The 14,061-nt window shown below is 54.9% G+C and carries 12 protein-coding genes; 5 read left to right on the forward strand and 7 right to left on the reverse strand.

Annotated features, from left to right (window positions below):
• Window positions 1-4 precede the first annotated feature (4 nt).
• Window positions 5-1,285: a glutamate-1-semialdehyde 2,1-aminomutase gene (gene hemL, locus WB237_RS15240; protein WP_336214297.1), complete on the reverse strand. Its 1,281-nt coding sequence runs from the start codon at window positions 1,283-1,285 to the stop codon at window positions 5-7.
• Between the two features lie 176 nt (window positions 1,286-1,461).
• Between hemL and clcA the strand changes: the two genes are divergently transcribed.
• Window positions 1,462-2,862 carry a H(+)/Cl(-) exchange transporter ClcA gene (clcA, locus tag WB237_RS15245; protein ID WP_336214299.1) on the forward strand — a complete coding sequence of 467 codons (1,401 nt, stop codon included), beginning with the start codon at window positions 1,462-1,464 and terminating at the stop codon, window positions 2,860-2,862.
• A 79-nt stretch (window positions 2,863-2,941) separates the two neighbouring features.
• Window positions 2,942-3,286, forward strand: coding sequence for an iron-sulfur cluster insertion protein ErpA (gene erpA / locus WB237_RS15250; protein ID WP_013095643.1), 345 nt, complete (start codon window positions 2,942-2,944; stop codon window positions 3,284-3,286).
• 39 nt (window positions 3,287-3,325) lie between these two features.
• Here erpA and WB237_RS15255 read toward each other — a convergent pair whose 3' ends face one another.
• From WB237_RS15255 to mtnN, 3 genes are read right to left on the reverse strand one after another with little or no spacing between them, the layout of a single operon-like run.
• A complete protein-coding gene (locus tag WB237_RS15255; RefSeq protein ID WP_114979141.1) occupies window positions 3,326-3,949 on the reverse strand; it encodes a TRIC cation channel family protein in 624 nt (207 codons plus the stop codon).
• 27 nt (window positions 3,950-3,976) lie between these two features.
• On the reverse strand, window positions 3,977-4,777 hold the full coding sequence (gene btuF / locus WB237_RS15260; protein WP_114979142.1) for a vitamin B12 ABC transporter substrate-binding protein BtuF: 801 nt from the start codon (window positions 4,775-4,777) through the stop codon (window positions 3,977-3,979).
• Window positions 4,770-5,468 carry a 5'-methylthioadenosine/S-adenosylhomocysteine nucleosidase gene (gene mtnN, locus WB237_RS15265; protein ID WP_028018306.1) on the reverse strand — a complete coding sequence of 233 codons (699 nt, stop codon included), beginning with the start codon at window positions 5,466-5,468 and terminating at the stop codon, window positions 4,770-4,772. Before mtnN ends, btuF begins: the two co-directional genes overlap by 8 nt.
• Window positions 5,469-5,551: 83 nt before the next feature.
• Here mtnN and dgt point away from each other — a divergent pair, with 83 nt between their 5' ends.
• The 3 genes from dgt (at window position 5,552) to WB237_RS15280 (ending at window position 9,938) form a co-directional block, all read left to right on the forward strand.
• Window positions 5,552-7,066, forward strand: coding sequence for a dGTPase (gene dgt, locus WB237_RS15270; RefSeq protein WP_336214304.1), 1,515 nt, complete (start codon window positions 5,552-5,554; stop codon window positions 7,064-7,066).
• Between the two features lie 131 nt (window positions 7,067-7,197).
• A complete protein-coding gene (degP, locus tag WB237_RS15275; RefSeq protein ID WP_114979144.1) occupies window positions 7,198-8,634 on the forward strand; it encodes a serine endoprotease DegP in 1,437 nt (478 codons plus the stop codon).
• Window positions 8,635-8,780: 146 nt separating this feature from the next.
• The gene (locus tag WB237_RS15280) at window positions 8,781-9,938 is read left to right on the forward strand and encodes a CdaR family transcriptional regulator (protein WP_336214305.1); all 1,158 of its coding nucleotides are present in this window, start codon (window positions 8,781-8,783) and stop codon (window positions 9,936-9,938) included.
• Window positions 9,939-9,997: 59 nt separating this feature from the next.
• On the opposite strand, the gene WB237_RS15285 is transcribed toward WB237_RS15280, so the two are convergent.
• From WB237_RS15285 to glnD, 3 genes are all read right to left on the reverse strand, one after another.
• Window positions 9,998-10,387 carry a DUF3461 family protein gene (locus WB237_RS15285; RefSeq protein WP_008501916.1) on the reverse strand — a complete coding sequence of 130 codons (390 nt, stop codon included), beginning with the start codon at window positions 10,385-10,387 and terminating at the stop codon, window positions 9,998-10,000.
• A 111-nt stretch (window positions 10,388-10,498) separates the two neighbouring features.
• Complete coding sequence (gene dapD / locus WB237_RS15290; protein ID WP_008501915.1) at window positions 10,499-11,323, reverse strand: 2,3,4,5-tetrahydropyridine-2,6-dicarboxylate N-succinyltransferase; 825 nt, start codon at window positions 11,321-11,323, stop codon at window positions 10,499-10,501.
• A gap of 32 nt (window positions 11,324-11,355) precedes the next feature.
• Window positions 11,356-14,031, reverse strand: a complete 2,676-nt coding sequence (gene glnD, locus WB237_RS15295; protein ID WP_336214311.1) for a bifunctional uridylyltransferase/uridylyl-removing protein GlnD — start codon at window positions 14,029-14,031, stop codon at window positions 11,356-11,358.
• Between the last annotated feature and the right edge of the window lie 30 nt (window positions 14,032-14,061).

The raw sequence follows: 14,061 nt of genomic DNA on the forward strand, positions 1-14,061 counted from the left end.
GCCCTTAGAGCTTCGCGAACACCTTACGCGCCGCGTCGATGGTGTTATTGATATCGTCTTCGCTGTGCGCCACGGACATAAAGCCTGCTTCGAACGCTGACGGAGCCAGGTATACCCCTTCTTCCAGCATCAGGTGGAAGAAGCGCTTGAAGCGCTCAACGTCACATTTCACCACATCCTGATAGCAGGTGACCGTTTTCGCATCGGTGAAGAAAATCCCGAACATCCCACCCACGTGGTTCACCACCAGAGGGATCCCCGCTTCTGCAGCGGCTTCCAGCAGACCGTTTGCCAACTGAGTGGTCAGGTCAGTCAGGGTTTCATGAATACCTGGCTGAGCTACTTCGGTCAGGCAGGCGAAGCCCGCAGCCATCGCGATCGGGTTACCGGAGAGCGTACCCGCCTGGTAAACCGGGCCTGTTGGTGCCAGGGCTTCCATCACATCCTTACGGCCACCGAATGCACCGACTGGCATGCCGCCGCCGATGATTTTGCCGAGGCAGGTCAGATCAGGCTCAACGCCATAATAAGACTGGGCACCCGCCAGCGCCACGCGGAAGCCGGTCATCACTTCGTCAATGATCAGCAGCGCGCCGAATTCATCACACAGTGCGCGCAGGCCCGGCAGGAAATCAGGCTGCGGTGGGATGCAGTTCATGTTGCCCGCAACAGGCTCAACGATAATGCAGGCGATCTCCTGTGGATATTGCTCGAACGCTGCGCGAACGGTATCCAGATCGTTATAGGTACAGGTCAGCGTGTGCTTTGCGAAATCAGCCGGTACACCCGGAGAGTTTGGCTGGCCGAGGGTCAGCGCGCCGGAGCCCGCTTTCACCAGCAGGCAGTCCGCGTGGCCGTGGTAGCAGCCTTCAAACTTGATGATTTTGTCGCGGTCAGTAAAACCACGCGCCAGACGGATGGCGCTCATGGTGGCTTCGGTACCGGAATTCACCATGCGCACCATGTCCATGGTGGGCACCAGTTCAGTCACCAGCTCCGCCATTTTCACTTCCATCTCGGTTGGCGCGCCGAAGCTCAGACCACGCTGAGCTGCTTCAATCACCGCGTTACGAATAGCAGGGTGGTTATGCCCAAGTACCATCGGTCCCCAGGAACCGACATAATCAATATAGGCTTTGCCATCGACATCAAACAGGTACGCGCCGTCAGCACGTTCGATAAACAGCGGCGTGCCGCCTACGCCGGTAAAGGCGCGTACAGGTGAGTTCACGCCACCCGGAATAAGCTCGCGGGCTGCACTGTAGAGGTTTTCAGACTTGCTCATGGCGTCGTTCCTGGTTCGTATAAAATGATTAAGCACACTATTCTAAGTGATCCGCGGAAGGTAATGAAATTTTTGCCTCTTTCTTCCCTGAACAATTGTTAAGTATTTTTCACGGGATGACATGACGCAGTCTGGTAGAATCCACGGGGCTATTTGTATGACGATAAGAAATGGTAATGAAAGCAAACATCCCCACTTTTGAAGAACAACAGTTCAGACGCATACAGCACCGTATCAGTATTCGGCGTTTGCTCAATCGCGATAAAACCCCGCTGGCTATTCTGCTGGCTGCCGCCGTGGTCGGTACAGTCGCCGGGCTGGTGGGTGTACTATTCGAAAAAGCGGTCAATGCGGTACTGAACTGGCGAGTTGGCACTGTAGCCGGTTTCGCCGATAGTCGGTGGCTGGTTTGGGTATGGGCGTTCGGACTGTCGGCGCTGTTTGCCATGGTGGGATACTTCCTGGTGCGCAAGTTTGCGCCGGAAGCTGGCGGCTCAGGGATCCCGGAAATTGAAGGTGCGCTGGAGGAGGTACGCCCGGTGCGCTGGTGGCGCGTCATCCCCGTAAAATTTATCGGCGGTATGGGAACGCTCGGAGCGGGCATGGTTCTGGGGCGAGAAGGTCCAACCGTACAACTGGGCGGGAACGTCGGGCGCATGGTGGGCGATCTGTTTCGGATGCGTAGCGTCGAAGCGCGCCATACGCTGCTGGCAACCGGCGCGGCGGCGGGGCTTTCGGCAGCATTTAACGCGCCGCTGGCGGGGATCCTGTTTATCATCGAAGAGATGCGCGCGCAGTTTCGCTACAACCTGATTTCTATCAAAGCGGTGTTTACCGGCGTCATTATGTCGAGCATTGTTTTTCGCATCTTTAATGGCGAAGGCGCGGTGATTGAGGTCGGCAAACTCACCAATGCCCCGGTGAGTACCCTGTGGCTTTACCTGATCCTCGGTATGATTTTTGGCGTGGTTGGCCCGCTATTTAACACCTCTATCTTGCGTGCTCAGGATATGTTCCAGCGCATTCACGGCGGAAATACCACCAAATGGGTGCTGATGGGCGGCCTGCTGGGTGGGATGTGTGGTCTACTCGGTTTTATTGAGCCCAATGCCGCTGGCGGTGGCTTCGGGCTGATTCCCATCGCGGCGGCGGGCAATTTCAGCGTGGGTCTGCTGCTGTTTATGTTTATTTCACGCGTCATCACAACGGTGTTGTGTTTCTCCTCCGGTGCACCCGGCGGGATTTTCGCGCCAATGCTGGCATTGGGCACGCTGCTGGGGACCGCGTTTGGGATGGCGGCTGAAGCGGGTTTCCCGGCTTATCATCTGGACGCCGGGACGTTTGCGGTGGCCGGAATGGGGGCGCTGCTGGCCGCGTCCCTGCGCGCGCCGTTGACCGGCATCGTGCTGGTGCTGGAAATGACGGATAATTACCAGCTCATTTTGCCAATGATCATTACCTGCCTCGGCGCGACACTATTAGCCCAATTCCTGGGTGGAAAACCGCTATACTCCACCATCCTTGCACGTACCCTGGCTAAACAAGAGGCTGAACGGGCGGCCACGCAGAATACTTGAATGAAATACCAGGGTATTAGATAATGACATAAAGAATTGGGTGAATTTTGCCCAATAGCAGTATTCATGGGAGCATAAGATGAGTGATGACGTAGCGCTGCCGCTGGAATTTACCGAAGCAGCAGCCAACAAAGTGAAAACCCTGATTGCCGATGAAGACAATCCGGATCTGAAACTGCGTGTCTATATTACCGGTGGCGGCTGCAGCGGCTTCCAGTATGGTTTTACCTTTGACGACCAGGTTAACGATGGTGATATGACTATCGAGAAGCAGGGCGTTGCACTGGTGGTTGACCCGATGAGCCTGCAATATCTGGTAGGCGGTTCGGTGGATTACACTGAAGGTCTGGAAGGTTCACGCTTTGTTGTGACTAACCCGAACGCAACCAGCACCTGCGGATGTGGTTCGTCGTTCAGCATCTGATGACCAAAAAACGGTAACCTGGCGGTTACCGTTTTGCTTTTACCTTCCGTTATCATCCAGCGCAAACGTCGGCAGCTTCAGATGCCAGCGTATCGCCGCTAAACGTATCACCAGCGTGACCACCATCCCCAGCATCGCGGAATTTTCCAGCGGGAGGGCAAAGGTGTAGTACGCGGTAGCGTGAACAATCCCGCCCACTATGCAGGCCGTTGCGTAAATTTCAGTACGCAGAATCATCGGCACTTCACGCGCCAGAATATCGCGAATGATCCCGCCGCCGACGCCGGTTAAGACCCCCATACAGATTGCCACCATTGGGCCCGTTCCCGCATTGAAGGCTTTGTTGACCCCAATGCCTACGAATACGGCCAGACCGACGGCGTCCAGCACGGGAAGTATCCATTTTGGTAATCTACGGGGCTGACGCACCAGAACGATGGTTAACAGGCAAGTGACCATCGCTACCACCAGATCGGTGGGATCTTTTACCCAAAACACGGGGCCATTTGCCAGCGCCATATCGCGGATAGTCCCACCACCAACGGCGGTAACCACGCCGAGCACCAGCACGCCAAATGGATCCATGCGTAGTTTCCCGGCCAGCAGGACACCGGAGATAGCAAAAACGGCTGTGCCAAGAATATCCAGCCAATACACGAGCATCGTTAAATCCTCGAACGGGGTCTTATGTTAGTGACTCTCTGCCAGCGCGGCACAGAGCTGTTTTGCGGCGAGGATAATACGCGGGCTGGCGCGTTCAAACCAGTCACTGTTGAGTGGGATCACCGGAATTTTTAGCTGGCTTCGCCAGAATTGTTCAATTTTAGGAATCTCGCTCGCATTTCCGACCACGACAATGGCCTGTGGCTGGCGTGCCAGTACCTGTTCACGGCTGACCTGAGGCCACGGTACCCGGCTGGCAGCAAAGATATTTTCACCGCCGCAAACTTCCAGCACCTGGTTCTGAATTGAGCCTTTCCCGGTTGTGAACAGCGGCTGGCTACCAAACTGCAGGAAGATGCGCTTTTTAACTGGGGTGTCGTATCGCGATTTTAGCGCGGCATAGTCACTGAGCATCTGTTTCGCCGCGCTCTCGGCTTTTTTGGGGGTTGGGCTATAAGGGGCGAGAGAGCGTAGCGCCTGAGCGACTTGTTCAATGCTCACGGCATCAATCCACATGACGTTGATCCCAAGCGAGGTGAGCTGGTTGACCTGTCGCTCGGCATTACCACCACGCCACGCCAGCACCAGATCCGGTTTAAGTGCGACGATACGCTCAAGGTTCATTCCTTGCCAGGATGCAACCTGTTCAATACCTGCCGCTTGCGGGGGGTAATCCGAAAAGCTACTCACGCCAACGGGCGTGATCCCGGCGGCAAACGCCAGTTCGGTGTTGGCGGGAGAGAGTGTAATCACGCGCGGCACAGCATAGAGCCATACCGGTGCAAGCAGAAGCAGGGCGGCCAGCGCCCTGACGGTATGTTTAGCCACGTGCCAGTTTCTGCACCAGGCGTTCCACCATCACGGTGGACTGTTTTGCCGCAACGGTCAGGAACTCGTCGAAGCTGATGTGAGACTGCTGATCTGCTACGTCAGAGATGGCACGTACCACCACAAACGGTACGTTGAAGTTATGGCAAACGTGAGCGATCGCGGTCGCTTCCATCTCAACGGCAACGGCCTGCGGGAAATTATGACGGATTTTTGCCAGGCCAACAGAACCATTGATGAAGGCATCACCGCTCACAATCAGACCACGCACAGCGTTGAGGTTCAGCTCGGCAATGCAGGTTTCTGCTGCCGCAATCAGTTTATCGTCCGCTTTAAACCCTGCCGGGCATCCCGGGAGCTGGCCGTACTCATAGCCGAATGCGGTGACGTCAGCATCGTGGTAACGTGCTTCGTCGGAAACGACGATATCACCTACTTTCAGCGACGGTGCCAGACCGCCCGCAGAGCCGGTGTTAACGATCACGTCTGGCTTGCAGCGCTCAAGCAACAGGGTTGCACCCAGTGCAGCAGCCACTTTACCGATGCCTGATTTCAGCAGAGCCACGTCAACACCGTTCAGTTGGCCGGTGTAGATCTCACAACCCCCCAGAGAGAGCGTCTGACGGTTCTCAATTTTGTCACGCAGCAGCGTAACTTCTTCTTCCATTGCACCAATAATGCCGATTTTCATAGATTTACTCGCGATGTGCCTTGTTAAGATGCATAGTCTATCATGGGCTTTAGTGGAAGCGCATTTCTCACGCGGGGGAGCACATGGCGCAGATCGATTTTCGCACCAAAATTAACTGGCACCGACGTTTCCGTTCGCCGCAGGGCGACAAGACCGAACATGAGATCCTGCGTATCTTCGAAAGCGATCGCGGGCGGATCATTAACTCGCCCGCCATCCGTCGTCTGCAGCAAAAGACTCAGGTATTTCCGCTTGAACGTAACGCTGCAGTGCGCACTCGCTTAACCCACTCAATGGAAGTGCAGCAGGTTGGCCGTTACATTGCCAAAGAGATTTTGAGCCGTCTCAAAGAGCAACGTTTGCTGGAAACCTATGGGCTGGACGAACTGACAGGCCCCTTTGAGAGTATTGTAGAGATGGCCTGCCTGATGCATGACATCGGCAACCCGCCGTTTGGTCACTTTGGTGAAGCGGCAATCAATGACTGGTTTAAACAACGACTTTACCCTTCGGATGCGGTAAGCCAGCCGCTCAGTGATGACCGCTGCATCGTACGCGATTTACGCCTACGCGAAGGCGAAGAGGGGCTGAACGATCTGCGTCGCAAAGTGCGCCAGGATCTGTGTCACTTCGAAGGTAATGCGCAGGGGATCAGACTGGTCCATTCCCTGATGCGTATGAACCTGACCTGGGCGCAGGTCGGCTGTATCCTGAAATATACGCGTCCCGCCTGGTGGATGGGAGAGACGCCCGCGTCCCACAGCTATTTGATGAAAAAGCCGGGCTATTACCTTTCCGAAGAAGCCTATATTGAACGGCTACGTAAAGAGCTCTCATTGACGCCAAACGGCCGTTTTCCATTAACGTGGATTATGGAAGCCGCCGACGATATTTCCTATTGTGTGGCTGACCTGGAAGATGCCGTTGAGAAAAGAATATTCAGCGTCGAGGAGCTTTATCAGCATCTTTATACTGCCTGGGGAACGCATGAAAAAGGGTCGCTGTTTGCTCAGGTTGTCGAAAATGCCTGGGAGAAATCGCGCTCAAATACATTAAGCCGCAGCACTGAAGATCAGTTCTTTATGTATTTGCGGGTCAATACACTAAATAAACTGGTGCCGTATGCCGCGTCGCGTTTTATTGATAATTTGCCGCTGATTTACAGCGGGGAATTCAATCACGCGCTGCTGGAAGATGACAGCAGTTTCAGTCAACTCCTTGAGCTTTATAAACATGTGGCTATGCGGCATGTATTCAGCCATCCGGATGTCGAACAGTTAGAGCTACAGGGATACCGGGTGATCAGTGGGTTACTGGAAATTTATTCCCCATTGCTTCAGTTATCAGTCGATGAGTTCAGTGAACTGGTGGAAAAAGAACGCGTGCGTGGAATACCAATCGAATCCCGGCTTTATCAGAAACTCTCAACCCGTCATCGGCTGGCGTATGTTGAAGCAATCGGTAAACTGGATCGCCATTCTCCCCAATGGCCAGTGATGGAATATTATTATCGCTGTCGTCTTATCCAGGACTATATCAGCGGTATGACAGATTTGTATGCCTGGGATGAATACCGCAAGCTCATGGCTGTGGAATAAGCGCTGAGTTTTGTAAAGACGGCCAATAAATTTTTACCTTTTCCATAAACTTATCGCCGGAACTAAGCGGTATAAAACGAATCTGAGTTACACAGCAATTTTGCGTTACCTGTAAATCGAGATTGAGAAACATGAAAAAAACCACATTAGCAATGAGTGCACTGGCTCTGAGTTTAGGTTTAGCGCTGTCTCCTCTGACTGCTACTGCAGCCGAGACCGCGTCGTCGGCAGCAACCGCGCAGCAGATGCCAAGCCTGGCACCGATGCTCGAAAAAGTGATGCCATCGGTGGTGAGTATCAACGTTGAGGGTAGCACGACCGTCAACACGCCGCGTATGCCGCGTAACTTCCAGCAGTTCTTTGGTGACAACTCACCATTCTGCCAGGACGGTTCGCCATTCCAGAGCTCTCCGTTCTGTCAGGGCGGTGGCGCAGGGGATGATAGCCAGGGCGGCGGCCAGCAGCAGAAATTCATGGCGCTTGGTTCTGGGGTGATTATTGATGCGGCGAAAGGCTACGTGGTGACGAACAACCACGTTGTTGATAACGCCAGCACCATCAAAGTTCAGCTGAGCGACGGCCGTAAATTCGATGCAAAAGTCGTGGGTAAAGATCCGCGCTCTGATATTGCGCTGATCCAAATTCAGGATCCGAAAAACCTGACGGCGATTAAAATTGCCGACTCCGACGCGCTGCGCGTGGGTGACTACACCGTGGCGATCGGTAACCCGTTCGGTTTGGGTGAAACCGTCACCTCGGGTATCGTCTCCGCTCTGGGGCGCAGCGGTTTGAATGCAGAAAACTACGAAAACTTCATCCAGACGGATGCGGCGATCAACCGCGGTAACTCCGGCGGTGCGCTGGTGAACCTGAACGGTGAACTGATCGGGATCAACACCGCGATCCTGGCGCCGGACGGTGGCAACATCGGTATCGGCTTTGCTATTCCAAGTAACATGGTGAAAAACCTGACCGCGCAGATGGTGCAGTATGGCCAGGTGAAACGCGGTGAGCTCGGTATCCTCGGTACGGAACTGAACTCCGAACTGGCTAAGGCGATGAAAGTTGACGCTCAGCGTGGGGCATTCGTCAGCCAGGTGATGCCGAACTCCTCTGCGGCAAAAGCGGGTATTAAAGCGGGGGATGTGATCACCTCTCTGAACGGTAAACCGATCAGCAGCTTTGCCGCCCTGCGTGCGGAAGTGGGCTCTATGCCGATTGGCAGCAAAGTGACCCTTGGCCTGCTGCGTGACGGTAAGCCGGTTAACGTGAGCCTGGAGCTGCAGCAGAGCAGCCAGAATCAGGTGGATTCCAGCACCATCTTCAGCGGTATTGAAGGTGCTGAGATGAGCAATAAAGGTGCGGATAAAGGTGTGGTGGTGAACAACGTGAAAGCGAATTCACCTGCTGCGCGTATCGGCCTGAAAAAAGGTGATGTCATCATGGGTGCTAACCAGCAGCCGGTGAAAAACATTGCTGAACTGCGCAAAATTCTCGACAGCAAACCTTCCGTGCTGGCGCTGAATATCCAGCGTGGTGATACCTCTCTCTACTTGCTGATGCAGTAATCCTCTAAAGCCCCTGTACGCAGGGGCTTTCTCGTTTCTGTGACTCTTACCACAACTCCATATATCTTCCTCTCTCTTTGTGCATTCGCACAATGCAGCCGCCGCTGAACTTCCCTATGCTTGAGCTCTGCTCAGAGGAGGGTTACATGGCTGGCTGGCACCTTGATACCAAAATGGCGCAGGATATTGTGGCGCGCACCATGCGAATCATTGATACCAATATCAACGTAATGGATGCCCGTGGGCGCATTATTGGTAGCGGTGATCGTGAGCGTATTGGTGAATTGCACGAAGGTGCGTTGCTGGTGCTCTCCCAAGGGCGGGTCGTGGATATCGACGATGCAGTGGCGAAACATTTGCACGGTGTTCGTCAGGGCATTAATTTGCCGCTGCGCATTGAAGGCGAAATTGTGGGGGTAATAGGCCTGACCGGCGAGCCGGAGTCCCTGCGTAAATACGGTGAGCTGGTCTGCATGACGGCTGAGATGATGCTGGAACAGTCGCGCCTGATGCACCTGCTCGCCCAGGACAGCCGCCTGCGTGAAGAGCTGGTGATGAACCTGATCCAGGCGGAAGAACATACGCCGGCACTGAGCGAATGGGCGCAGCGTCTGGGGATTGATCTGAACCAGCCGCGTGTGGTGGCGGTGATTGAGGTCGATAGCGGCCAGCTCGGGGTCGACAGTGCGATGGTTGAGCTGCAGCAGCTACAAAATGCGCTGGCGACGCCGGAGCGCGATAACCTGGTGGCAATTGTATCTCTGACGGAAATGGTGGTGCTCAAACCGGCGCTCAATGCTTTCGGCCGCTGGGATGCGGACGATCATCGTCGTCGCGTGGAGCTGCTGATCTCCCGGATGAAGGAAAATGGTCAGCTGCGTTTTCGCGTTGCGCTGGGCAATTACTTTACCGGACCGGGCAGTATTGCCCGCTCCTGGCGTACTGCTCGCACCACCATGATGGTGGGTAAACAGCGGATGCCGGAAAGCCGCAGTTATTTTTATCAGGATCTGATGCTGCCGGTGTTGCTCGACAGCCTGCGTGGGGGCTGGCAGGCCAATGAGCTGGCACGACCATTAGCGCGCCTGAAAGCCATGGACAACAACGGCTTACTGCGCCGGACGCTGCAGGCGTGGTTTCGTCATAACGTGCAGCCGCTGGCGACCTCGAAAGCGCTGTTTATTCACCGCAATACGCTGGAATACCGGCTTAACCGAATTTCGGAGCTGACGGGGCTGGATTTGGGGAGTTTTGACGACAGACTGTTACTGTATGTGGCGCTGCAACTGGATGAGCAGAGATAAGAGTTTCACCCTCTCCCTGTGGGAGAGGGCTGGGGTGAGGGCAACAGGCCGCACCTGACTTATTTATTCCGCGTTAATTTCTCAAGATCCGCTTCAATCTCGCTGATCTTATTCGTCACAACGCTTTCAAGGTGACGCAGATCGTCGAGGATCTTACGCTTGAGATCGACTTCAGTGCGGTCGCGCTGGCAGATCTGATCGAGTTCATCGATCACGTAGCGCAGGTTAGGGCTGATTTCCTGAACTTCTTTGTACCCTTGTCCTACACCGTCAGCGACGACGGTTTTACGCTGGCGTGGATATTTAAACTTCACGCTCTTGGCGAAAAACTCTCCTTTGTCCTTGTGAAAATAGATTTTCAGAATATCGTTATTGGCTTCCTGACGGAGGCTGTAACGATCAATTTCATCAGGATTGGTAATGCCCAGACTTTTCAGATTATCGTACATAGCGGTACCCTTGATCTCAACATAACCTTTGAATAATTAACGAAAAAATCTATTTTCGCCACCCTCAGATATAAAAAAAGCGGGGTTGCCCCCGCTTTTTGTTATACCCGATTAATCGATGGTGCGCAGCAGTTCGTTGATGCCAACTTTGCCACGCGTTTTCGCATCGACTTTCTTCACGATAACCGCACAGTACAGGCTGTATTTGCCATCTTTTGACGGCAGGTTGCCGGAAACCACCACGGAGCCCGCCGGAACGCGACCGTAATGCACTTCACCGGTTTCACGGTCGTAGATACGGGTGCTCTGGCCGATGTAAACGCCCATGGAGATCACAGAGCCTTCTTCCACGATCACACCTTCAACCACTTCTGAGCGCGCGCCGATGAAGCAGTTGTCTTCGATGATGGTTGGGTTAGCCTGCAGTGGCTCCAGGACGCCACCGATACCGACGCCGCCGGACAGGTGAACGTTCTTACCGATCTGCGCGCAGGAACCAACGGTAGCCCAGGTATCCACCATGGTACCTTCGTCAACGTAGGCACCGATGTTCACGTAGGATGGCATCAGCACGGTGTTGCGCGCGATGAAAGCACCCTGACGAACTGCCGCTGGTGGAACCACGCGGAAACCTTCTTTCTGGAAACGCGCTTCGTCATAGTCAGCGAATTTCATTGGCACTTTATCGAAGTAGCGGCTTTCTGCTCCGTCGATAACCTGGTTATCGTTGATACGGAAAGAGAGCAGCACGGCTTTCTTCAGCCATTGATGAGTGACCCACTGACCGTCGATTTTTTCTGCCACACGCAATGCGCCGGAATCCAGCAGGGAAATAACCTGGTTTACCGCTTCACGGGTCACGGTATCCACATTGGCCGGGGTGATCTCGGCGCGACGCTCAAAAGCGGACTCAATAACGTTCTGTAACTGCTGCATTGTTTACTCTTTCCATTTCACTAAAAAACACGTCACCCTTTATCGTTTGGATTGAGGGCTGCTGTCAACCGTTGTTGCACTTCAAGTTGCAGGTCATTATTAAGGGCACGCCGGTCTGCGGTGGCGATTATAAATAAATCTTCTACTCGCTCGCCAATGGTTGTAATTCTGGCCCCGTGAAGCGAAATTCCCAGATCGGCAAAAACCTGGCCGACACGGGCGAGCAGCCCTGGCTGGTCGAGCGCGATCAGCTCCAGGAACGATTTACGGTCGGTGTGGGTCGGCAGGAAATTGACCTCGGTATCGACGGTAAAGTGGCGTAATTTTGCAGGCTGACGACGCGGCTGCGGAGGTTGCCAGCTGCGCTGGGTGATGGCCTGTTCCAGACCGAAGCGTATTCCTTCGTGCCTGTCCGACGACAGCGGGCTGCCGTCCGGTTCCAGCACAATGAAGGTATCCATCGCCATGCCGTCGCGGGTGGTAAAAATCTGCGCGTCGTGAACGCTCAGATTACGCCTGTCCAGTTCGGCGCAGACGGCGGCAAACAGATAAGGTCGGTCCGGGCTCCAGATGAAAATCTCCGTGCCACCGCGCGTGGCTTGCGGGCTGAGGAGGATCATCGGCTGCGACAAATCATGTTGCAGCAGATGCCGCGCATGCCAGGCAAGCTGATTTGGGCTGTGGCGAACAAAATAGTTAGCACGACAGCGCGCCCAGATCTGATGCAGTGCTTCTTCATCAATGTTATCCATCCGCAGCAGAGCCAGTGCCTGCAACTGGTGGTGGCGCACACGCTCGCGCATGTCCGGGGTATTTTGCATCCCGCGGCGCAGCTGTTTTTCGGTGGCAAAGTACAGCTCGCGCAGCAGGCTTTGCTTCCAGCTGTTCCACAACGTCTCGTTGGTGGCACAAATATCCGCCACCGTCAGGCAGACCAGATAGCGCAGACGGTTTTCCGTTTGTACCTCTTCCGCGAACTGCTTGATCACTTCAGGATCCTGAATATCTCGACGCTGAGCGGTGACCGACATCAGCAGGTGATGGCGTACCAGCCAGGCGACCAGCTGTGTTTCACGTGAGTTCAGACCGTGCAGTTCGGCAAATTTGAGCACGTCCTGGGCACCCAGCACCGAATGGTCACCGCCGCGACCTTTGGCAATATCGTGGAACAGGGCGGCAATCAGGATCAATTCCGGGTGGGTAAGGCGTGGCCACAATTCTACGCACAGCGGATGGCGGGAGCGCGTCTCTTCGCTGGCAAAACTCTCCAGTTTGAGCATCACGCGGATCGTGTGTTCATCTACCGTGTAGGCGTGGAACAGATCGAACTGCATCTGCCCGACTATGTGTGACCACTGCGGCATATAGGCCCACAGCACGCTGTGGCGGTGCATCGGCAGCAAGCCGCGGCTGACGGCACCCGGGTGACGGAGCATGCTCAGAAATAGCGATCGCGCCTCCGGGATATAGCACAGCGGCTGCGTCAAATGGCGGCGCGCATGGCGCAGATGGCGCAGAGTGGTGGAGTAGATCCCGGTGATCGCGCTGTTACGCACCATGGTGTAAAACATGCGCAGGATCGCTTCCGGCTCGCGGATGAACAGCGTTTCGTCGCGCAGATCGATAAGCGTGCCGCGCAGCTGGAACTCGTCGTCGATAGGGCGGGGCTTTTCATCCGCCGTCAGGGCCAGGATTGCCTCATCGAATAGCTGCAACAGCATCTGGTTCAGTTCGGTAACGCGGCGGGTGACGCGGAAGAAATCCTTCATCATGTGTTCAACCGGCTCGTTGCCTTCGCCCTGGTAATTCAGACGTTGAGCTACGCTGAGCTGACGGTCAAACAGCAAGCGGTTATCGTAGCGATTAAGCTCCAGGTGCAGGGCAAAGCGAATGCGCCACAGCAGGTGCAGACACTCATTTAATTCGTTACGCTCGGCTTCGGTTAAAAAGCCAAAGCCCACCATCTCATCCAGCGAGGTCGCGCCGAAGTGGCGACGGGCCACCCACTGCAGGGTGTGGATGTCGCGCAGACCGCCGGGGCTGCTTTTGATATCAGGCTCCAGATTATAGCTGGTGCCGTGGTAGCGCTGGTGGCGCTGGTTTTGTTCCTCAACCTTCGCGGCGAAGAACTTTTCTGACGGCCAGAAACCGTCACTGAAAATATGTTTTTGTAGCTCCAGGAACAGCGCCACATCGCCTATCAGCAGGCGGGTTTCAATCAGGTTGGTGGCGACGGTCAGGTCAGATAACCCTTCCAGCAGGCACTCTTCAAGAGTGCGTACGCTGTGGCCGACTTCCAGCCTCACATCCCAGAGCAGGGTCAGCAGTTCGCCAATTTTTTGCGCCTGTTCGTCCAGCAGTTTTTTGCGACTTAAGATCAGTAAATCAATGTCGGAAAGCGGATGCAGCTCACCGCGGCCATAGCCCCCAACGGCAACCAGTGCAACGTCGCTGATTTGCCCAAACCCGTAATCGATCCACAGGCGCTGCAGCAGCTGGTCGATAAATTCGGTGCGCGCTTCAATGAGCTGCTCGGCGGATACGCCTGCATCGAACGCACTACCCAGCCAGCGATGGAAAACATCCATATGGGCTTTAATATGCGCGCAGGTCAGCTCGTGCGCCGGCCATACGCCCGGGTTATCGGGCTGATCGGGGAGGGTGGGAAGTGCTGTGTTAGCATACTGTTCGGGTAAAAGATTACTCATCGTGCGCCACCCATAAGAAAAAGCTATAGC

The organism is Enterobacter sp. P82 (genome assembly GCF_037053385.1).
Taxonomy (GTDB): domain Bacteria; phylum Pseudomonadota; class Gammaproteobacteria; order Enterobacterales; family Enterobacteriaceae; genus Enterobacter.